This window comes from Propioniferax innocua, from assembly GCF_006716235.1.
GTDB lineage: Bacteria > Actinomycetota > Actinomycetes > Propionibacteriales > Propionibacteriaceae > Propioniferax > Propioniferax innocua.
The window spans coordinates 1,068,939-1,089,262 of record NZ_VFOR01000001.1; the positions used below are offsets into that span (position 1 = coordinate 1,068,939).

Below are 20,324 nucleotides of genomic sequence, written 5' to 3' on the forward strand. Positions count from 1 at the left end.
CCTTACGACGCGATCACCGCTCGGCGAGCAGGGCTGCGAGGGTGTCCGGGAACCGCTCCGCGAGCCGTTCGGGTGGCCGCGGCCCGGGGTGGTCCGCGGCGGTGAGGGCCTGAAGGGAGGCGCCGAGCACCGCGGCGAGGGTGGCGTCGACGCCGGTGGCGAGGAGGGCCGCGCAGGCTCCGGCGAGGGTGTCGCCCGATCCGGCACGCGCCGTCCAGGCCGGCCCGGGAACGGGCATCTGCACGGTGGTCTCCCCCGGCGTCGCCACGTATTGCAGACCGCCCTTGAGCAGGATGGTCGCCCCGAAACGGTCCGCTGCCCGCCGCGCCGCATCCATGGGTTCGGCCTCCACCTCGGAGCGTTCGACGCCGAGCATGCGCGCCAGTTCTCCCGCGTGTGGTGTCAGCAGCGAATCGGACAGGTCCAGGCCGTCGAGCAGATCCGGTCGCAGGGCGTCGGCATCGAGGACGCAGGGAGCGGTGTCGGTCCATTCGGTCAGGCGTGCGCGCGCTGCCCGAGTGTCACGGTCGCCCCAGCCGCTTCCTGCGAGGAAGGCCTGGCATCGACCCTCGGCGAGCACGACGCTCGGGAACTCCGCGAGCAGGGACACATCGGCGTCGCCGAGGTGGCGGATCATGCCGGCGCCGGTGTTGAGGGCTCCGGCCAGCGCAAGTCGGGCGGCACCGGGGTAGGCCGCCGAACCGGCGTCGATGCCCACCACACCGCGGGTGTACTTGTGGTCATGACGAGTCGGCACCGGCCAGGCGGCTGCCACGTCGGCGGCCTCCCACTGGCGCAACGCGGGCGGGCCGGTGGCGTCGAGGTCGAGGCCGATCTCCACCAGTTCAGTGGGCCCGCAACGGTCGGGCTGGGTGAGGTGGGCGATCTTGTGTCCGCCGAAGGTGACTGTGAGGTCGGCGCGCAGTCCGCTGGGGGCGCACGAGTCGGACGCGAGCCCCGACGGCACATCGACCGCGACGACGGGGGTGTCGCCGATGGCTTCGGCGATGGCACGATCCGGTTCGCCGGCCCGGCCCCCGATACCGAAGAGGCCGTCGATCACGAGATCACAGGGCTGGTGAAGTCCTTCGACATCGGTCACGGTTCCACCGGCACGCAGGAGCGCCGCGAGCCCGGCCTCGTGGCCACGGCCGGTGAGCAGGTGGGCACGCACGCGCACGTTGCAGCGTCGCAGGAAGGCCCCGGCCCACAGGGCGTCTCCACCGTTGTTGCCGGGACCGACCAACAGATGCACCGTGCGACCGGATGCCGGACGCAGTTCACGCAGCACCGCCGCCGCCAAACCTGCTGCAGCACGACGCATGAGGGTGCCGTCGTCTCCTGGCGCGACACCGGTCTGCGGGTCTGGCTCCCCCATGATCGTGGCTTCGGCGCGGCGGATCTGATCAACGGTCCACGCGGTCTTCATGGGGCCATGGTTGCACGGTGGGTCGGCAGCTCTGCGCTAGCTACACCATGGGCGACACCGCGACGCCGGAAGATTCCGGCCAACTCTCCAGCGGGCGTTTTCGTGATCATGCCCCAGTTAGCATGCCCCCCCATGACTTCAGCATCGAGCGCCGTCCCCCCACCTGAGGAAATCATCGAACGCATCCTCGCCGTCGCCGAAACCGACGAACCCGGCACCCCCGAAGAAATCGACCACACCTTCCACACCGTCGGCATGCCCGAAGCCCCTACACTCCGCAAACTCCTCCTCCGAAGCCGATCCCTCCTATTCCCCAAAACAGAAGTCACCGTATGGGGAACAGCCCACACCTACTCCGCCGGAACCTCTGACGAAAACGACCTCATCAGATTCTGCCGCCTCTACCCCGAATGCATCCCCATCGTCGGCATCGAATACGCATGGCACCGAGAAAAGCAATCCTGGTGCTACTGGAACCACACCTTCGACGAATTCTTCGAGTTCTACCCCGACGACGCTGCGATGCTCCACGCAGCCTTCGAACATCTCACCCCCGGACACTGATCATGGCGAGAAAGACCGGGGGTGTCGCCGATGGCTTCGGCGATGGCACGATCCGGTTCGCCGGCCCGGCCCCCGATACCGAAGAGGCCGTCGATCACGAGATCACAGGGCTGGTGAAGTCCTTCGACATCGGTCACGGTTCCACCGGCACGCAGGAGCGCCGCGAGCCCGGCCTCGTGGCCACGGCCGGTGAGCAGGTGGGCACGCACGCGCACGTTGCAGCGTCGCAGGAAGGCCCCGGCCCACAGGGCGTCTCCACCGTTGTTGCCGGGACCGACCAACAGATGCACCGTGCGACCGGATGCCGGACGCAGTTCACGCAGCACCGCCGCCGCCAAACCTGCTGCAGCACGACGCATGAGGGTGCCGTCGTCTCCCGGCGCGACACCGCGACGCAAACACCGCGACGCCGGAAGACTCCGGCCAACTCTCCAGCGAGCTTTTCATGATCATGCCCCAGTTAGCATGCCCCCATGACTTCAGCATCGAGCACCGTCCCCCCACCTGAGGAAATCATCGAACGCATCCTCGCCGTCGCCGAAACCGAAGAGCCCGGAACTCCCGAAGCGATCGACCACACCTTCCACACCGTCGGCATGCCCGAAGCCCCCACACTCCGCAAACTCCTCCTCCGAAGCCGATCCCTGCGCTTCTCCAAAAACGAAATGAAAGTCTGGGGCCTCGGCGACACTGACAATGACGGCTACGACCTCATCACCTTCTGCGACCTCTACCCCGAATGCATCCCCATCGTGGACATCCAATATGCATGGCACCGCGAGAAACAGGTGTGGTGCCACTGGAACCACACCTTCGACGAGTTCTTCGAATTCTACCCCGACGACGCCACCATGCTCCATGCCGCCTTCACCCACCTCGCCGCAGGATACTGACCGTGGCTCGCAAAAGAGGACTGGACATCTTCAGGAAGATGGTCGCCCCCTACCTGAAGACATGGATGCGCTCCGGCGCACCTGCTCGCGGCGTCCTCAAGAAAAAAGTTTACGAGATGCCCGGCGTGCACTTCCGTCCTCTGAAATACACGAAACGCACCAAAGCAGATCGAAAAAGCCGCGACGTCAGTTCGACAACGGTGGCCGCCACCCGGCGGCGGTGCCCGCATCATCACCCCTGACCGAGCCCACGACGATTCAGACCGACACCCCGAATCCGCCAACCCCCACGACCAAGGAGGACCCATGCGAGACATCGACGCCCTGCTCACCGAGATCGACGAGGACGAGGGCTTGGAGCCTGCCGCGACCGCCGCGGACATCGACGTCCTCACACCACGTTTCCGGGAAGTGTTCGGCATCGACCTGCCCGAGACGATCCGGAACATCTGGCTTCGCAGCGACGGCGTCTGGGTGAACGGCGTCCACCTGTACGGCACCCGCGATTTCGAAGAGGGCGAGCAGGGACGCAGCGTCGACACCCTCGGCATCCTCGAATCGAACGAGCGCCTGCTCGAAGGGGGTCACACGATCGACTCCCCGCTGCGGTTCATCGGTGACGTGGACGACCAGCTGCTGGCCTATGACACCAGCGACAACCGTTGGAAGTTGGTGGACCGCACCGACTGGGAACCCGACGACGAGGAGGAAGACTCCCACGCCACGTGCGAGGAATTGATCCGCGACGTGCTGGAATCGCGGGTCTGATCCGCCACCCGCCATGAGTTTCGACCACATCTTCGACGAGCTGAGCGCCACGGCCAAAAGCGTCGAGGCCCAGCCGGTGCGGGTGCCCACGGTGGAAGCCGAAGGTGCCTGCTCCGACGACCTGATCGTGCTCACCATGAGAGGCGGGGAGTTCACCGATGCTCGCGTGGACCCTCGCGCGATGCGGAAGTCCAACGCCGATCTCGGCGATCTGATCATCGAGGCGGCCATGGGTATGACCGACGCCGATGGTGCCGCACAACACGTCATCCACGCCAACGAGGGATCCGCCGTCGAAGCGTTGCTCGGGGCCTGACGCGCCTCACCTCTCGGCCACGACGAATGCCATGGCCATGTCGCCATCATGGGTCAGCGAGACGTGCAGACGCTCGACGCCGAGCTCGGTCATGCGCGCAGCGACACTTCCGGTGACGCCGAACGACGGGCGTCCGTACTCGTCGGTCTCGATCCAGGCGTCGTGCCAGCCGAGTCCCTGCTCGATGCGCAGTGCCTTGGCCAAAGCTTCCTTCGCCGCGAATCTCGCCGCCTGCGACTCCGGCGCCAGGTCTGCTTCGGCTGGCGTCAACCAGCGCTCCGCGAACCCGGGGCGACGAGCACATGCTCGACGCCACCGCTCCACCGAACAGGCGTCGACGCCGATACCGACGATCACTCGACCGTGACGGACTTGGCGAGGTTGCGGGGCTGGTCGACGTCGTGGCCCATCTGCGTGGCGAGTTCGCAGGCAAACAACTGCAGGGCCACCGTCGCCACGAGGGGCTGGAACAGCGTCGACACCGGCGGCAGGGAGATGAACGAATCGGCGTAGCGCTCGGCCACGTCATCGCCCTCCTCGGCGAGCACGATGGTCTTGGCGCCCCGTGCCCGGATCTCCTGGATGTTCGAGACGACCTTCTCGTGCAGTTGGTCACGGCCCCGCGGCGGCACCACCACGAACACCGGGAGCCCGGGTTCGATGAGGGCGATGGGCCCATGCTTCAGCTCACCGGCAGCGAACCCCTCGGCGTGGATGTAGGCGAGCTCCTTGAGCTTCAACGCCCCTTCGAGGGCCACGGGGTAGCCCACATGGCGCCCGAGGAACAGCACCGAGCGTCGGTTCTTGAGCTGCGCGGCCAGGTCGAGCACGGGCTGGGAGTCATCGAGAACCTGCTGGATGAGGCCCGGCATGCGCTCAAGCTCGCCCATCATCGCCCGGATCTCGTCGCCGTACTTCATGCCGCGCACCTGCGCCAGGTACAGGCCCAGCAGGTAGCAGGCCATCACCTGCGTCAGGAAGCCCTTCGTGGAGGCCACCCCGATCTCCGGGCCGGCATGGGTGTAGATCACTGCATCGGACTCCCGGGGAATGGTCGCCCCGTTGGTGTTGCAGATCGCGATGACCTTGGCGTGCTGTTCGCGCGCGTGCCGGATCGCCATGAGGGTGTCGGCGGTCTCGCCGGACTGCGAGATCGTCACCACCAGCGTCATCGGATCGATGATCGGATCCCGGTAGCGGAACTCGGAGGCGATCTCCACCTCACAGGGCACGCGCGTCCAGTGCTCGATGGCGTACTTGGCCACGAGACCGGCATAGAACGAGGTGCCGCAGGCCACGATCACGATCTTGTTCACCCGACGCAGATCCTCCGGCGGGATACGGACCTCGTCGAGCGTCAGATCACCCTTCTCGGTGAAACGACCGAGAAGGGTGTTGGCGACCGCCTCGGGCTGCTCGAAGATCTCCTTGCGCATGAACCAGTCATAGCCATCCTTCTGCGCTGCCGAGAGATCCCAGTCGACGTGGAAGGTGCGGTAATCGGCGGGATTGCCTTCGAAGTCGGTGACGTACACCTCGTCGGCGGTGATCTCGACGATCTGGTCCTGCCCCAGCTCGATGGCCTCGCGCGTGTGCTCGATGAACGCGGCCACGTCGGAAGCGACGAAGTTCTCCCCATCACCGACGCCGACCACCAGCGGCGAGTTGCGACGCGCCGCCACGACGCGCCCGGCATCACCGGCCTCGATCGCGACGAGGGTGAACGCTCCCTCGAGTCGGTTGCAGACCGCGCGAAGGCCGCTGACGAGGCCGGAACCACGGTTGATCTCGCGGGCCAGCAGATGCGCTGCGATCTCCGAGTCGGTCTCGGAGGCGAACTCGACACCTTCGGCCTCGAGCTCGGCGCGCAGCGTCGCGAAGTTCTCGATGATGCCGTTGTGGACGACCGCGACGCGGCCGTCGGCGGACAGGTGTGGGTGGGCGTTCACATCGTTGGGCGCACCATGCGTCGCCCACCGGGTGTGACCGATACCGGTGCCCGACTCACTGGGGGTCTGGGCGTCGAGAACGCTCTGCAGGTTGGCGAGCTTGCCTTCCTTCTTGGCGTACTCGATACGACCGTCGTCGACGACGGCCAGACCGCCGGAGTCGTAGCCACGGTATTCCAGACGGCGCAACCCATCCACGACGATCTCCCGCGCCCGTCGCGGCCCCACGTATCCAACGATCCCACACATGGCGCACACGTTACTGGCACAGGCCCATTGTTCGCACCAGCAATGGCTGCAAGCCCCATCAGTTTTCAGATCCCGGGCGAACACACGCTGCGGGCGGAGCAGCGTACGATGCCCCACATGGCCTCCGAGGGATCGACGTCGACCAGCCCCTACGTCGAGATCGCCAGATCGGACTGGGCAGAACTCGCACATGCGACTCCGGTGCCACTGAGCGAACGCGTTCTCACAACCATGCGGTCCAGCAGTGACCCCATCGATCTCAACGAGGTCACCGAGGTCTACCTTCCGCTGACACGGCTGATCAGCCTCTATGTGGAGCACGCGGGAAGACTCGCGGGTGCCAGCAATGAGTTCTTGGGGATGGACCGACGCCGCACCCCGTTCGTGATCGGCATCGCCGGGTCGGTCGCCGTCGGCAAGACCACCACGGCCCGCGTCCTGCAGGCCCTCCTTGCCCGCGACCCACGCCACCCGAAGGTCGAACTCGTCACCACTGACGGATTCCTGTGGCCCAACGCCGAACTGGACCGTCGCGGCATCATGCACCGCAAGGGTTTCCCCGAATCCTACGATCGACGCAGCCTGCTGCGCTTCATCATCGGGGTGAAGTCGGGGCGCCCTGTCACCCAAGCCCCGGTGTACTCCCATCTCACCTATGACCGCGTCGCCGACGAGACCATCACCGTCGAACGCCCCGACATCCTCATCGTCGAAGGCCTCAATGTGCTCCAGCCCGCACAGCCTCGGGCCGATGGCACGACCGGGCTGGCTGTCAGCGACTTCTTTGACTTCTCGGTCTACGTGGACGCCGCCACCGTCGACATCAAGCGCTGGTACATCGAACGTTTCCGTCGGCTGCGCGTCACCGCTTTCCGCGACCCCCGCAGCTATTTCCGGAGATATGCCGACCTGAACGATGAGCAGGCACACCAGCGCGCGAGCGAGATCTGGGACAACATCAACGGTCCCAATCTGGCCACCAACGTGCTGCCGACGCGGGGACGTGCCACAGCGATCCTCCGCAAGGGTGAGAACCACGAGGTCAAGTGGGTGCGGATCCGCAAGATGTGACCCACACGGGCCCAGGACTGGGCCGAAACGTCTCAGAGCGCGCAGCGTTCCTTGACCACTCCGGCGAGGCGTTCGGCGATCTCCCGCGCTTGTTCCTGCGTGACGGCCTCCACCATCACCCGCACCACGGGCTCGGTTCCGGAGGGGCGCAGCAGGACACGACCGGTGTCACCGAGCTCCTGATCGGCGGTGGTGACCTCATGCATGACGGTCGGATCGATCGCCGCACGCGTCTTGTCGACGCCCTTGACGTTGACCAACTCCTGCGGGAGCTTCGTCATCACCGCGCCAAGATCCTTGAGCGAGCATCCGGTCTCGACAACGCGCGCCATCAGGTGCAGGCCGGTGAGAACACCGTCACCAGTGGTGGCGAATTCGCTCATGATGACGTGGCCGGACTGTTCCCCACCGAGGGTGAAGCCGTTGTCACGCATCGATTCGAGGACGTAGCGGTCACCGACCTTGGTCTGGTCGACGCGCAGTCCACGCTCGGTCATGGCGTTGAGGAATCCAAGATTGCTCATCACGGTGGCCACGACGGTGTCATTGCTGAGTCGGTCCTGCTCGTGCATCGCCAGAGCGAGCACAGCCAATGTCCGATCCCCGTCGACGATGTCTCCATCGGCGTCCACCGCGATGCAGCGGTCGGCGTCACCATCAAGCGCCACACCGAGGGCGGCGCCATGGGCGACGACGGCCTCCTGCAGGTCCTTCGGGTGCGTCGAGCCACAGGCCTCATTGATGTTCAGCCCCGTGGGGTCGGCGTGGATCTCCACGACCTCCGCCCCGGCGGCTTCGAACACTGCACGGGCAGTACGGCACGAGGCACCGTTGGCACAGTCGACGACCACCTTCAGGCCAGCAAGATCGGTATCGATACTGCCTGCGATGTGGTCGATGTACTGCTGCACCAGATCGGGGCCTTCGGTGACGCGGCCGACGCCGGCACCCACCGGGCGCTGCCATTCGGCCCCAAGACGTTCCTCGATCGCATCCTCGAGAGTGTCATCGAGCTTGGTGCCACCCCGCTGGAAGAACTTGATGCCGTTGTCGGGCATCGCGTTGTGGCTCGCCGAGAGCATGACTCCGAGGTCGGCCCCCGCCGAATTGACGAGATAGGCCACGCCGGGGGTGGGCAGCACGCCGAGACGCACCACATCCACCCCCGCAGAGGCCAAGCCCGCCACCACGGCTGCTTCCAGGAACTCCCCCGAAGCTCGGGGGTCGCGGCCGACCAGGGCGGTCGGCTTGTGTCCACTGAACGCACCGGCTTCGCCGAGCACGTGGGCTGCGGCGACTGAGAGGTTGAGCGCCAACTCGGCGGTGAGCTCCTCGTTCGCCGTTCCGCGAACTCCGTCGGTTCCGAAGAGGCGGGCCATCGGATCAGCGCTTGCTGTACTGCGGAGCCTTGCGGGCCTTCTTGAGGCCGGCCTTCTTGCGTTCCTTGATCCGCGAGTCACGCGTCAGCATCCCGGCCTTCTTCAGGGCTGGACGCGATGCCTCGGCATCCACCGCGTTGAGTGCGCGGGCGATACCCAGACGCAACGCGCCGGCCTGACCGGAGCTGCCACCACCGCTGATGATGGCGACCACGTCGTAGGAACCGGCGACACCAGCGGCCTCGAACGGCTCGGAGATGAGCTGCTGATGGAGCTTGTTGGGGAAGAAATCCTCCAGCGTGCGGCCGTTGATCTTCCACTGGCCCGATCCGGGAAGGAGGCGGACGCGGGCGATGGCCTGCTTGCGGCGTCCCACGGCCTGGCCGGGAGCCACGATGGCGGGACGGTCGCCCGACTCGGCAGCCGCACCCTCGGCTTCGGAACGGTAGGCGATCTCGCGCTCGCCCTCGGTGAACGGGGTCGTGCCCGTCTCGATGGTCTCTTCGGTCTCAGACATGAATTCTCCGGTGCTCACTTCGTGGTGGTGGGATTGGCACCCGCGACCTGCTCGATCTGGGTGAACGTGTAGGGCTTGGGCTGCTGAGCCTTGTGGGGGTGCTCGGGACCGGCGTAGACCTTGAGCTTCTTGATGAGCTGGCGGCCCAGACGGTTCTTGGGGAGCATGCCCCACACCGCAAGCTCGACGGCCTTACGCGGATTCTTCTCGATGAGCTCGCCGTAGCTGACCTCACGCAGGCCACCGGGAGTACCGGTGTGGCGGAAGGCCTTCTTGTCGGTGTGCTTCTTGCCTGTGAGGGCGATCTTCTCGGCGTTGATGACGACGACGAAGTCACCGCCATCGATGTGCGGGGCGAACGTGGGCTTGTGCTTGCCGCGCAGCAGGGTCGCTGCGGTGGCGGCCAGACGACCAAGGACCACGTCCTCGGCGTCGATCACGACCCAATCGCGGGTGATCTCGCCGGGCTTCGGGCTGTACGTGGACACGTAGACCTTCTTCTCTCGTGTTCTGCGTGGTGGACGTGTTGTGACGCAGGCGAACGGGCGAGGATCTGCTCCGCTCCGAACCGATGGGCCCGTCTCGGCCCGAGTTCGGAAGGTGAGGGTTCGCGACCGCCCGGCTCAACAGCGTTTCGAGAGACGCTGGATCCAGCGGCCGCTTCTCGAAGTCACTGCTTCGGTCGGACGGAGCGATTCGCGGTGAATCCACTCCCGTTTGCGCTGAGCGCAACGTGACAACAGTAGTGCACTCCCGCGCCGTGAGCCAAATCATGCCCTGCGGGCTGCCAGCCCCACGCGGGGAACGAATCAGCCAAGCTGGACGCCTGAGGAGCATCGAGAACCGAACGAGGAGCCGCCCCCACTTGGAGAACGGCTCCTCGCATCAGTCAGGTGATCGATGCATCAGTCAGGTGATCGATCCGAAAAGGGTCACTTGCTCGGGTAGTCGCGCTCGGGCTCACCGATGTAGACCTGACGCGGACGCCCGATCTTGCCGGCAGGATCAGCGAGCTGCTCACGCCACTGCGCAATCCAGCCGGGCAGGCGTCCGAGCGCGAACAGGGCGGTGAAGTACGAGGTCGGGAAGCCCATGGCCTCGTAGATCAGGCCCGTGTAGAAGTCGACGTTCGGGTAGAGCTTGCGCTCCACGAAGTAATCGTCCTCCAGCGCGATCTCCTCAAGCTCCAGAGCGATGTCCAGCAGCTTGTTGGACTTTCCTGCAGCGCTGAGGATCTCGTGCGCGTGCTTCTTGATGATCACGGCGCGCGGGTCGAAGTTCTTGTAGACGCGGTGCCCGAAGCCCATGAGCTTCACACCCGAGGACTTGTCCTTGACCTTGTCGAGGAAGGACTTGGCATCCAGGCCCTCGTCGCGGATATGGCCGAGCATCTCCAGAACCGCCTGGTTGGCACCGCCATGCAGCGGCCCGGAGAGCGCGTTCACACCAGCGGCCACCGAGGCGTACATGTTGGCCTGCGAGGAGCCCACCATGCGCACCGTCGAGGTGGAGCAGTTCTGCTCGTGGTCGGCATGCAGGATGAACAGCGTCTCGAACGCGCGCACCACGGCCGGGTCAAGCTCGTATTCCTCGGTCGGGTTGCCGAACGACAGACGGAGGAAGTTCTCCACGTAGCCCAAGCGGCGCTGCGGATACAGGAAGGGGTCCCCCACCGAGTTCTTGTAGGCGTAGGCGGCCAGCGTCGGCATCTGCGCGAGCAGACGGATGGTGGCGCTCTCGACGTGTTCGGGATCGTGGGGATCAAGCGCATCGGCGTTGAACGTGGCCAACGCATTGACGCCCGACGCCAGCACCTGCATGGGGTGCGAACGACGCGGGAAGCAGCGGAACAGATCACGCATGCGCTCATCGAGCATCGACCGCGTGGTGATGCGGTCGGTGAACTCGCTCAGCTCGTCATCGGTGGGCAGCTGACCGTAGATGAGCAGGTGCGCGACCTCGAGGAAGGTGGCCTTCTCGGCCAGCTGGTCGATCGGGTAGCCGCGGTAGCGCAGGATCCCCTTGGCTCCATCGATGAAGGTGATCGACGACTCACAGCTCGCGGTGTTGGTGTAACCCGGATCAAGCGTGGTGTTACCGGTGGTCTTCATCAACGCACCGATGCCGTACCCATCGTTGCCGACAGTGGCCTTGGTGATCGGCAGTTCGAGCGTCGCGTCTCCGGCAGTGAGAACAGCAGCGTCCTTCGACATGTCCCTCCTTGTTCGGGATGTTTTCGCCCCCTACCAGCGATTCAGACAGGCTTCGGCGTCCGGGGGCTCGGGACCGCTCGTGGCACCGTTAGACGCACTGGGCCGCAGTGCCGGAACCTGTCACGCCAACACTAAGGGGTGCGCGAGACTTTTGCAGTCCGGCCCACGTGGCAGAACACCGCGGAGGCGCCAGCGACAGCGCCCGGGCCGATGAGATCGAGCCCCACAGCGACCTTCAAGTGACGAATATCACACAGGAGAGGTCGGTCACATGCGCGACAACGCCATGCCGTGGGGAACCTGACCGGACGGCACGATGCGCTTGCCGAAGGGGAAACAGGTCACCGGGATCATCTTGAGATTGGCGATCGCCAGCGGGATTCCGATGATGGTCACCGCCTGCGCGATCGCGGTGCTGACATGCCCGATCGCGAGCCACAGGCCGGCGATGATGAACCAGATGACGTTCGCGACGCCGGAGACCACTCCCGCACCCTGATGGGCGGGAACCACCGCCCTGCCGAAGGGCCACAGCGCATAACCGGCCATGCGGAACGACGCCACTCCGATGGGGATGGTGACGATGAAGATGCAGGCGAGCACACCGGCCAGCACATAACCGAGTGCCAGCCAGAGGCCACCGAAGATCAGCCAGATGATGTTGAGCAGTGTGCGCACGAGCCCTCCTGAATGTTCGCTCCGAACGGCCGGTGCCTGAACGACCGATTCGAGATCCGCCCCAGATGCCCAGCCAACCAGATGCCCAGCTGGGCAGCTGGGCAGCTGCCCAGCCAACCCGATGCCCAGCCAACCCGATGCCCAGCCAACCGGACGTCCAGTCAACCCGTTCCGACCGCCGTTTGCATCGGGGAAGCCCCGCAGGTCTCCACCGATCTGCACCGACCGCCTTCTCCACCAGACCTGATCTCCACCAGACCTGCCATGCCGGATCAGTCACGCCGGCATCCTCACCGGGAATTCACCAGGAGATGGTGACCTCGATCTCGTTCTTCCCGCCCGGCTCCACCTCGACCTCGAATTCGAAACCGACCTGGTCGGCCACCCGAACCGAGACCTCGCGGTCGCCGTGGTTGACGCGAACCTCGTTGTGCCGCTCCAGTTGATCGGCCAGTGCGCGGAGCCTGGCTGCGGCCTGTTCCCTGGTCATCATCGTCTCGGTTTCATGCTCGTACAGTTCCTCACCCATGCCTCAAGCAAAGCAGCCCCGACGAAGCAGGTGGGAGCGGGGCTCGGTGCGTGACCCCGCGTTCTCCCGCCGCCGCGTCCTAGGATGACGCTGATGAGTTCCCACGACGCCGATCCCCCCAACCCGGGCGCCCCCGCAGTGCCGGACGCCGACCCCCGCCCCAGGCGTCGGGTCGTGTCCTACGTACGCCGCGGTGACCGCATGAACCCGAGCCAACAGCGCGCGTGGGACGAACGCGACGCATGGATGGTGGAGGTCGCACGCGGCGAACAGTCCACGTCCGTCGCCGAGGGCGCCCGGGTCGACTGGCCCGAGCAGTTCGGTCGTGTCGCGCCGATGGTCGTGGAGATCGGTTCGGGAACCGGGGACGCCCTCGTGGCCGGCGCCCGCGCCCATCCGGACTGGAACTTCGTGGCCTTCGAGGTGTTCCGCCCGGCCATGGCTTCCACGATGATCAAACTGCGCGCCGAAGGTCTCACCAACGCACGGCTGGTGGAGGCAGACGGCGTCGCCGCCCTGCGCGAACTCATCGAGCCCGGGCTCCTCACCGAGCTGTGGACCTACTTCCCCGACCCATGGCACAAGACCCGACATGCCAAACGTCGCCTCGTGCAACCCGAGTTCGGAGCGCTGGTCGCGAGCCGCCTCGGCGCCGATGGTGTCTGGCGCATCGCCACCGATTGGGCCGAATACGCCGAACATTGTCGTGAGGTTCTCGACGACCACCCCGATCTGGTCAACGTGCACGACGGACCCGCGCCCCGGACGCCCGAACGCCCCCTCACCAAATATGAACAGCGAGGGATCCGCGCTGGACGTGAGGTCACCGACCTGACCTACCGGAAGCGGACATGACTCGACGCTTCCGGCTCGACATCGCCTACGAGGGCAGCGGGTTCCACGGCTGGGCGACCCAACCCGATCTGCGCACCGTGCAGGGAACGCTCGAGGAGTGGATCCCCAAGGTCCTGCGGCTCCCCCATCCGACCCCGCTCACATGCGCGGGGAGGACTGACACCGGTGTTCACGCACGCGGCCAGGTCGCACACGTCGACCTCCCTGCCGATACTGACGCTCCGACCCTCCAGCGTCGGTTGCGCCGCGTCCTGCCAAGCGATGTGGTCGTGACCGATGTGCGCCCCGCGCCCCCCGGTTTCGACGCCAGGTTCTCGGCGGTGTGGCGCCGCTACGTCTACCGGCTCGACGATTCGGGCACACCCGATCCGCTGTACCGCAACATGGTGGTGGCCAGTGCCCCATTGGATGTCGACGCGATGCATGATGCGGCTCAGGAGCTGGTGGGCCTGCGGGATTTCGCACCGTTCTGCAAGCGCCGCGAGGGAGCGACGACGATCCGGACATTGCTGGAGGTGCGCTGCGAACGTGTCGGGCCGCTTGTGGAGTGCACCATCCGCGCCGATGCGTTCTGTCATTCGATGGTGCGGTCCCTCATGGGGGCGTTCACCGCGGTGGGGTCGGGCCGACGCGATGCCGTGTGGTTACGCGAGGTGGCGACACTCGGCGAACGCGCCAATGCGGTGCAGGTGATGCCGGCCCACGGCTTGTGTCTGGAGGAGGTCGCCTATCCTGCGGACGCCGAACTGGCGGCCCGCGCCGAGCAGGCACGTTCGAGACGCGAGGAGACCGAGTGAGCCATTACTTCGACACCCCCGAGGGACCGGTGCGCGAGCGTGAGTTCGACGAGACCATCTGGGGTCGGACCCACCGCTTCGTCACATCCAACGGTGTCTTCTCCTTCGACGGGCTCGATCTCGGTACATCGGTGCTGTTGCGTTCGATCGACGCTCCCCCAGCCGGCACCCGCGTCCTCGACCTGGGTTGTGGCTGGGGGCCGATCACCGTGGCGCTGGCGGATGCCGGCGTCCACGTCACCGCCGTCGATGTCAACGAACGAGCGCTGGAGCTGTGCCGCCGCAATGCCGAGCGCGCCGGCGTCGGGGAGCGTGTGCAGGTGGTAACACCCGACGCGGTGGACCCCGAGGCCCGGTTCGACGAGCTCTGGTCGAACCCACCGATCCGCATCGGAAAGGCCGCCCTTCACGAGCTTTTGCTCACCTGGCTTCCCCGACTGGCGCCCGAGGGAACTGCATATCTGGTGGTCAGCAAGAACTTGGGCGCTGATTCGCTGCAGAAATGGCTCATCTCGCAGGGGTACTCATGTGAGCGTCGGGCGAGCGCCAAGGGGTTCCGTGTGCTCGTCGTGAGCTGGGCTACGGACTCCCCCGGGGCTTGAACGGACACGAAGGTGCCCTAGCGTGGGGACCTGCGGTTCGTCTCATTGTCGAACCCGATCCATCGAGAAGGAGGGCACCATGTCCACCGAAGACAAGATGAAGAACAACGCCGACCTGGCCAAGGGCAAGATCAAGGAAGGCATCGGCCGCGCAACCAACGACAAGGGCCTCGAGGGTGAGGGCAAGCTCGATCAGGGCAGCGCCGCCACCAAGAACAAGGTCGAGGACGCCAAGGACGCCGCCAAGGGCGGCTTCGCCGACTGACAGGCCCGATTGACCCACAACACGGTCGACTCACGACAGTCGACCCACAACACGTGGGCTCACGACACGCGGCTCAGCTCACAACACATGGGCTCACAACACATGGGCTCACGACGCGTGGGCTCACAACACATGGCCGCCATCGGGAGCTGATGGGGAATAGCGATCACAACCCCCGTGTTCCAGCTCACACGTGTCGCCCTAAACTCGGTCCACAAAGCATGGCGACGAACAAGCCTGAAACTAGGAGTGAAGCATGACCTACGTTCTGCCCGACCTCGACTACGACTACGGCGCTCTCGCGCCGCACATCGCCCCCGAGATCATGGAGCTGCATCACAGCAAGCACCATGCCACCTACGTCAAGGGTCTGAATACGGCGACCGAGAAGCTGGCCGAGGCGCGTGCGAACGGCGACTTCGGCGCCATCCCGAAGCTCGAGAAGGATCTCGCGTTCAACCTCGGCGGTCACATCAACCACTCGGTGTTCTGGAAGAACATGTCACCCGAGGGTGGCGGCCAGCCCGAGGGTGAGATCGCTGCCGCGATCGATGAATTCTTCGGCTCGTTCGAGGGCTTCAAGGGCCAGTTCAACTCCGTGGCCACCACCCTGCAGGGTTCGGGCTGGTCGGTGCTGGCCTGGGACATCCTTGGCAAGAAGCTGAACATCATGCAGCTGTTCGACCAGCAGGGCAACCTCCCGGTCGGTCAGATCCCCGTCCTGCAGCTCGACATGTGGGAGCACGCCTTCTACCTGCAGTACAAGAACGTCAAGGCCGACTACGTCGATGCCTGGTGGAACGTCGTCAACTGGAACGACGTCACCGAGCGCTTCAACAAGGCCAAGGCCGCCGACCTCATCTGATCGGTCGCCGTAACGGTTCTCTCGAACGCGGCTGGGCCCCTGCGGCCCAGCCGCGTTCGTCGTCCCTGCGCCCAGCCACGCTCATCGTCCCTGCGCCCAGCCACGCTCATCGCCCCTGCGGCCCGGCCGCTCTCATCGCCCCTGCGGCCCGGCCATGTTCGCCATGCCCGGGTCTTCTAAACTGAATCGCTCGCGCAGGTGTGTGCACACGCGGGAACAGTGTCAGCGACCGAAGGAGCCTCCATGGCACAGAAGATCATCCTCGACTGCGATCCCGGGCATGATGATGCGGTCGCAATACTGCTGGCAGCCGGGAATCCGGAGATCGACCTGCTGGGCATCACGACCGTCGGTGGCAATCAGACTTTGGACAAGGTCACCTATAACGCCCGTCAGGTGATGACGATCGCCGGCGTCGACTGCCCCATCCATGCCGGCGCGACGCGTCCGCTCGTCAAGGATGTGGAGACCGCCGGCGACATCCATGGCGACACCGGTATGGAGATCCACGGATACGAACTTCCCACTCCGACGGTGGAGGTCGCCGACCAGCACGCGGTGGATTTCATCATCGAGACCGTCATGGCCAACGAGCCGGGCACGGTCACGCTGGTGCCCACCGGCCCCCTGACCAACATTGCCCTGGCCGTACGACTCGAACCGCGAATCGTCGAACGCGTCAAGGAAGTCGTCCTGATGGGCGGCGGCTATCACACCGGCAACTGGTCGCCGGTGGCCGAGTTCAACATCAAGATCGATCCCGAGGCCGCCCACATCGTGTTCAACGAACCGTGGCCGCTCACGATGGTCGGGCTGGACCTCACCCACCAGGCCCTCACCACCGCCGAGGTGGAGGCCCAGATCAAGGCGATCGGATCCGATGTCGCCGACTTCACAGTCGGCCTGTTCCATGCCTTCCGCGACAACTACAAGGATGCCCAGGGCTTCGACGATCCGCCGGTGCACGATCCCTGCACCATCGCCTACCTCATCGACCCGAGCATCGTCTCGACGCAGAAGGTTCCGCTGGACGTCGAGCTCCAGGGTGCACTGACCACCGGCATGACCGTGGCCGACTTCCGCGCTCCCGCCCCGCCGGACTGCCACACACAGGTGGCTGTGAACCTGGACCACAAGAGGTTCTGGGATCTGGTGACCGACGCGGTGCGCAGCGTCAGCAGCCGGTCGCGGTGAGCCGTCTCGGTGGGTGACGCAGCCTTTCGGTGATGCGACAATCCACGACATGCCGAATGTTGACCGAGCACCGGTCGTCGCGAAGTCATGGGCCGAACTGACCCGCGATGAGTTCTACGACATAGTCCGGCTCCGAGCCGAGGTGTTCATCCGCGAACAGCGGATCGTGGACGAGGCCGAGATCGACGAAGTGGACCGTGCCCCGGACACGATCCATGTGTGGATCCCCGGCGATGCGGGCGCTCTTGCGTATCTCCGTGTCACGGGAACCACGCCCGATGACGCCGATATGCCACACATCACCCGCGCCTTCGGACGCGTCGCGGTGCATCAGTCGGCACGCGGCACCGGACTCGCACAGCACTTGGTGCAATGGGTCATCGACACCCATGGCGACGAACCGATACTGATCCACGCTCAGGCCTACATCGCCGCGTTGTACGAGAAGTATGGCTTCGAACGCATCGGAGAATTGTATGAGGAAGCCGGTATCCCCCACTGGCGGATGGTTCGAGACGGCTGATTCAGGCGCAGGGCACTGGGCCGAGGCCCCGCGCCAGCCACAACAGCAGGGCCAGTCACAGGACGAACGCGTCGACGCTGCCGCCAATGCGCCCGGCCACAAAGCGTGGGCCAGACTGCTGACCAGGCCAGACGCCCAACTGCTCGGGACCGGCCACAAAGCATGCGCCAGACGGACTCTGTCACCTGCCTGTCTCCCACCTGTCTCCCAGCGCTGGCCCCGGCCACAAAGCATGAGTCAGACCCTCCGTGCCAGACCACAAGGGCTTGGACGAGCGCTACCCCTACATACAAAGACCCGCTACATACAAAGAAAAACAGAATGTCCTCCGGCTGCATGCCGCACGCCTCGTACCCCCTACATACAAAGAAAAACGTTTAGGTCAGAATCTGGCCGCAAGCGGGGTGCTGCGGCGTGGAAGCGCCGCGACTGCGGTCAGATTCTGACCTAAACGTTTCCGAACCTATAGAGGCGCTTCGCTCAGTTCCGCCCAGCGGCACAGTTCACAGCATCGCCTGTGCACTGGGCTGACCCGCACACCGGGCGGAGCCTGACCCGCACACCGGGCCCACCTACACACCGAGCCCACCTGCACACCGGGCTCACCTACACACCGAGCCCACATGTGCACCGACCGCCACCTGCACACCGAGCTCACTCGCTTATCTGGTAGCCGCCCGTACACCCACGCCCTGCTCGCCGCTGCCCCAGCACAGCAGCACAGCAGTGAGTCGGCTCTCAGCTGCCCGACTCAGCAGGCTCCTCCACCAATTCACCGAATGGCCGGACGAGCCAACGCGGGAGGGGTTGCCCTGTCAGCAGCGACCGCCAAGCGCGGGCATAGATGAATGGCGTCATGCCGATGCGGGTGTTGCGCCTGGTGCGCTTCCCGAACGAACGCACCTCGGTCAGGGGCACGAACGAGACCTCGCCCGCAGGAGCGCTCCGGTCGAAGGCACATACATCACGGGTGCGCCCACCATGGGTGACGCGGACCCACGAATGCGCCGTGCGCCACCACGGTTCGGGCGTCGCACCAGAGCGGACACGCGTGGCGAATACCCGTTCGACCTCGAACCCGAGCGCTTCGAGGAGCAAAGCGAGCGCTCCGTTGTACTGGCTGGAATAACCGCGAGAGTTCCTGAATGATGAGGGGGCATTCTCCCACAGCGTCACGATCGTGTACTGCGAGTACTTGCGATGCACGAGGATGCGGGCGTGCTCGACGAGCTCCCATCCCTCGAGGCCGGACGCCCGGCATGAAGCAATCGCATCGTCCAGGGTGTCGACGCCATCGGGAAGACGGGGCCGAGCCGGAGGGACGGCAGCGAGCACCGGCAACACCGTCGCCGCGGCCGCACCCAGTGCCGCTGGGACGAGCCACCACCGTGAAGGATTCCTGCAAGTCATCGCGCTGCCTTTCTACGCGGACCGGATGGACGCGGTTCAGATGGATGCGGGCCGGATGGACGCGGACCGAATGGACGCGGACCGAATGGACGCGGGCCAGATGGACGCGGGCCGGCAAGTTCGGAGTGGAGCTCAAGCATCCGCTGCACCGAGGCCTCCCACGTGTACTGCTCTGCCCGGGCACGTGCTGCGCGGCGGGTTTCGATCCTTGGCCTGGCGATGAGCCGTTCGACGGCGTCGGCTATCGACTCGGCATCGGGTGTCCCCCATTCACCGCAGGTGCCATCGACCAGTTCGCGGGCGCCGCCGAACGCCGCTGTCACCACCGGCGTGCCCGAGGCCAACGCCTCCAGCACGGCCAGGCCGAAGGTCTCCACCGGGCACACCGACAACGACACGTCAGCCGACGCCAGCGCCCGGGCCACGGCGTCACGGCCGTCAAGGTACCCCTCGAAGCTGATCGGGGCATCACCCGCGATGCCTTGGATCTCTTCGAGATCCGGCCCGGTGCCGAAGACCTTCATCTGCACCGGCAGGCCTCGCTCATACAGTTCCACCGCTGCTGCGACCGCTAGCTGCGGGCTCTTCTCGCGAGACATGCGCCCCACATGGATGAGTTTGAGAGTGCCGTCATCCGCGGGCTGGCCGACATCGGGATGGAAGGTCTCGAGATCGACGCCGAGTGGCACCCGAACCAGTCGGGCTTGCGTGTTGGCAAATTCGTCGGCCGCGTACTGTGAGGTGACGACGACGGCGTCGAATGACTGCGCCAGACGTCGATTGAGGGCCCCCACCACGGTCTCGACGCCGAACCGGCGACGCATCCAGCCGCTGAGCATGCCGTCGAGACGCTCGTGGCTGAACAGCACCGAGCCGATCCCCCGCTTGCGAGCCCATCGTGCGGCCGGCGACAGCGTCCATTTGTCGGAGACCTCCACCGACGTGGGGTTGAAACGCGCGAGCGCATCGAGTGCACGCCACGGCTGGGCGATCATGCGATAGGCCGAATTGGGCAGATGCGGGGAGGCGACCTCCACCACGATCCCCTGCTCGGTCTCACGCCACGTGTCCTTCTCCCCGGGGACCACGAGGATGCGCTCACAGCCGGCATCGATGTACCCGGAACCGAGTTGGTCGATCGCACGACGCATACCGCCGGACACGGGCCCCACAAAGTTCGCGAGCTGGGCGATCCGGAGGGTCATGACGCCAAGACTACGTGCTTCCCGAAGCCGAACCGGCCCCACAGGCCCACCCC

Annotated in this window: 25 protein-coding genes; 13 read left to right on the forward strand and 12 right to left on the reverse strand. The window is 65.6% G+C overall.

All coding sequences use genetic code 11. From position 1 onward, the window contains the following. Positions 1 to 13 precede the first annotated feature (13 nt). Entirely contained in the window at positions 14 to 1,429 is a 1,416-nt protein-coding gene (locus FB460_RS04985) for a bifunctional ADP-dependent NAD(P)H-hydrate dehydratase/NAD(P)H-hydrate epimerase (protein WP_142092950.1), read from the reverse strand. 132 nt (positions 1,430 to 1,561) lie between these two features. Between FB460_RS04985 and FB460_RS04990 the strand changes: the two genes are divergently transcribed. After that, positions 1,562 to 1,993: a hypothetical protein gene (locus FB460_RS04990; protein ID WP_142092951.1), complete on the forward strand. Its 432-nt coding sequence runs from the start codon at positions 1,562 to 1,564 to the stop codon at positions 1,991 to 1,993. Here the strand turns inward: FB460_RS04990 and FB460_RS13455 are convergent. After that, on the reverse strand, positions 1,933 to 2,352 hold the full coding sequence (locus FB460_RS13455; RefSeq protein WP_142092952.1) for an NAD(P)H-hydrate epimerase: 420 nt from the start codon (positions 2,350 to 2,352) through the stop codon (positions 1,933 to 1,935). The two genes, FB460_RS04990 and FB460_RS13455, sit on opposite strands and share 61 nt — an antisense overlap. A 114-nt stretch (positions 2,353 to 2,466) precedes the next feature. Between FB460_RS13455 and FB460_RS05000 the strand changes: the two genes are divergently transcribed. The 4 genes from FB460_RS05000 (at position 2,467) to FB460_RS05015 (ending at position 3,970) form a co-directional block, all read left to right on the forward strand. After that, the gene (locus FB460_RS05000) at positions 2,467 to 2,886 is read left to right on the forward strand and encodes a hypothetical protein (RefSeq protein WP_142092953.1); all 420 of its coding nucleotides are present in this window, start codon (positions 2,467 to 2,469) and stop codon (positions 2,884 to 2,886) included. Between the two features lie 2 nt (positions 2,887 to 2,888). Further along, entirely contained in the window at positions 2,889 to 3,128 is a 240-nt protein-coding gene (locus tag FB460_RS05005) for a hypothetical protein (protein WP_142092954.1), read from the forward strand. A gap of 64 nt (positions 3,129 to 3,192) precedes the next feature. Beyond that, a complete protein-coding gene (locus FB460_RS05010) occupies positions 3,193 to 3,654 on the forward strand; it encodes a hypothetical protein (protein WP_142092955.1) in 462 nt (153 codons plus the stop codon). Positions 3,655 to 3,667: 13 nt separating this feature from the next. Further along, complete coding sequence (locus tag FB460_RS05015; protein ID WP_142092956.1) at positions 3,668 to 3,970, forward strand: hypothetical protein; 303 nt, start codon at positions 3,668 to 3,670, stop codon at positions 3,968 to 3,970. 6 nt (positions 3,971 to 3,976) lie between these two features. Here the strand turns inward: FB460_RS05015 and FB460_RS05020 are convergent, their stop codons facing one another. Next, positions 3,977 to 4,327, reverse strand: coding sequence for a holo-ACP synthase (locus FB460_RS05020; protein WP_142092957.1), 351 nt, complete (start codon positions 4,325 to 4,327; stop codon positions 3,977 to 3,979). Beyond that, positions 4,324 to 6,168: a glutamine--fructose-6-phosphate transaminase (isomerizing) gene (gene glmS, locus FB460_RS05025; RefSeq protein ID WP_142092958.1), complete on the reverse strand. Its 1,845-nt coding sequence runs from the start codon at positions 6,166 to 6,168 to the stop codon at positions 4,324 to 4,326. Before glmS ends, FB460_RS05020 begins: the two co-directional genes overlap by 4 nt. A 117-nt stretch (positions 6,169 to 6,285) precedes the next feature. Here glmS and coaA point away from each other — a divergent pair, with 117 nt between their 5' ends. After that, positions 6,286 to 7,239: a type I pantothenate kinase gene (gene coaA, locus FB460_RS05030; RefSeq protein WP_211345834.1), complete on the forward strand. Its 954-nt coding sequence runs from the start codon at positions 6,286 to 6,288 to the stop codon at positions 7,237 to 7,239. 32 nt (positions 7,240 to 7,271) lie between these two features. Here coaA and glmM read toward each other — a convergent pair whose 3' ends face one another. The 6 genes from glmM to FB460_RS05060 all read right to left on the reverse strand — a co-directional run bounded on the left by glmM (position 7,272) and on the right by FB460_RS05060 (position 12,555). After that, positions 7,272 to 8,618 (reverse strand): phosphoglucosamine mutase, encoded by a 1,347-nt coding sequence (gene glmM / locus FB460_RS05035; protein WP_142092960.1) that lies wholly within the window; start codon positions 8,616 to 8,618, stop codon positions 7,272 to 7,274. A gap of 4 nt (positions 8,619 to 8,622) precedes the next feature. Further along, positions 8,623 to 9,135 carry a 30S ribosomal protein S9 gene (rpsI, locus tag FB460_RS05040; protein ID WP_142092961.1) on the reverse strand — a complete coding sequence of 171 codons (513 nt, stop codon included), beginning with the start codon at positions 9,133 to 9,135 and terminating at the stop codon, positions 8,623 to 8,625. A 14-nt stretch (positions 9,136 to 9,149) separates the two neighbouring features. Next, the gene (gene rplM, locus FB460_RS05045; protein WP_142092962.1) at positions 9,150 to 9,623 is read right to left on the reverse strand and encodes a 50S ribosomal protein L13; all 474 of its coding nucleotides are present in this window, start codon (positions 9,621 to 9,623) and stop codon (positions 9,150 to 9,152) included. A gap of 444 nt (positions 9,624 to 10,067) precedes the next feature. After that, on the reverse strand, positions 10,068 to 11,348 hold the full coding sequence (locus tag FB460_RS05050) for a citrate synthase (RefSeq protein ID WP_142092963.1): 1,281 nt from the start codon (positions 11,346 to 11,348) through the stop codon (positions 10,068 to 10,070). A gap of 267 nt (positions 11,349 to 11,615) precedes the next feature. Further along, on the reverse strand, positions 11,616 to 12,026 hold the full coding sequence (locus FB460_RS05055) for a YccF domain-containing protein (protein ID WP_142092964.1): 411 nt from the start codon (positions 12,024 to 12,026) through the stop codon (positions 11,616 to 11,618). Between the two features lie 301 nt (positions 12,027 to 12,327). Beyond that, positions 12,328 to 12,555 carry an amphi-Trp domain-containing protein gene (locus FB460_RS05060; protein WP_142092965.1) on the reverse strand — a complete coding sequence of 76 codons (228 nt, stop codon included), beginning with the start codon at positions 12,553 to 12,555 and terminating at the stop codon, positions 12,328 to 12,330. Positions 12,556 to 12,648: 93 nt separating this feature from the next. On the opposite strand from FB460_RS05060, the gene trmB reads away from it, so the two are divergent. The 7 genes from trmB (at position 12,649) to FB460_RS05100 (ending at position 17,656) form a co-directional block, all read left to right on the forward strand. Beyond that, complete coding sequence (gene trmB, locus FB460_RS05065) at positions 12,649 to 13,410, forward strand: tRNA (guanosine(46)-N7)-methyltransferase TrmB (RefSeq protein ID WP_142092966.1); 762 nt, start codon at positions 12,649 to 12,651, stop codon at positions 13,408 to 13,410. After that, the gene (truA, locus tag FB460_RS05070; RefSeq protein ID WP_142092967.1) at positions 13,407 to 14,207 is read left to right on the forward strand and encodes a tRNA pseudouridine(38-40) synthase TruA; all 801 of its coding nucleotides are present in this window, start codon (positions 13,407 to 13,409) and stop codon (positions 14,205 to 14,207) included. The genes trmB and truA overlap by 4 nt, the downstream gene beginning before the upstream one ends. Next, on the forward strand, positions 14,204 to 14,809 hold the full coding sequence (locus FB460_RS05075; protein ID WP_142092968.1) for a class I SAM-dependent methyltransferase: 606 nt from the start codon (positions 14,204 to 14,206) through the stop codon (positions 14,807 to 14,809). Before truA ends, FB460_RS05075 begins: the two co-directional genes overlap by 4 nt. Before the next feature lie 79 nt (positions 14,810 to 14,888). Then, positions 14,889 to 15,074, forward strand: a complete 186-nt coding sequence (locus tag FB460_RS05080) for a CsbD family protein (RefSeq protein ID WP_142092969.1) — start codon at positions 14,889 to 14,891, stop codon at positions 15,072 to 15,074. A 256-nt stretch (positions 15,075 to 15,330) separates the two neighbouring features. Beyond that, the gene (locus FB460_RS05090; protein ID WP_142092970.1) at positions 15,331 to 15,939 is read left to right on the forward strand and encodes a superoxide dismutase; all 609 of its coding nucleotides are present in this window, start codon (positions 15,331 to 15,333) and stop codon (positions 15,937 to 15,939) included. Between the two features lie 243 nt (positions 15,940 to 16,182). After that, complete coding sequence (uriH, locus tag FB460_RS05095) at positions 16,183 to 17,133, forward strand: uridine-preferring nucleoside hydrolase UriH (protein ID WP_142092971.1); 951 nt, start codon at positions 16,183 to 16,185, stop codon at positions 17,131 to 17,133. Between the two features lie 49 nt (positions 17,134 to 17,182). Continuing rightward, positions 17,183 to 17,656, forward strand: a complete 474-nt coding sequence (locus FB460_RS05100) for a GNAT family N-acetyltransferase (protein ID WP_142092972.1) — start codon at positions 17,183 to 17,185, stop codon at positions 17,654 to 17,656. Positions 17,657 to 18,394: 738 nt separating this feature from the next. On the opposite strand, the gene FB460_RS05105 is transcribed toward FB460_RS05100, so the two are convergent. Further along, positions 18,395 to 19,066 (reverse strand): hypothetical protein, encoded by a 672-nt coding sequence (locus tag FB460_RS05105; RefSeq protein ID WP_142092973.1) that lies wholly within the window; start codon positions 19,064 to 19,066, stop codon positions 18,395 to 18,397. Next, entirely contained in the window at positions 19,063 to 20,271 is a 1,209-nt protein-coding gene (locus tag FB460_RS05110; RefSeq protein ID WP_142092974.1) for a glycosyltransferase, read from the reverse strand. Before FB460_RS05110 ends, FB460_RS05105 begins: the two co-directional genes overlap by 4 nt. Positions 20,272 to 20,324: the final 53 nt, after the last annotated feature.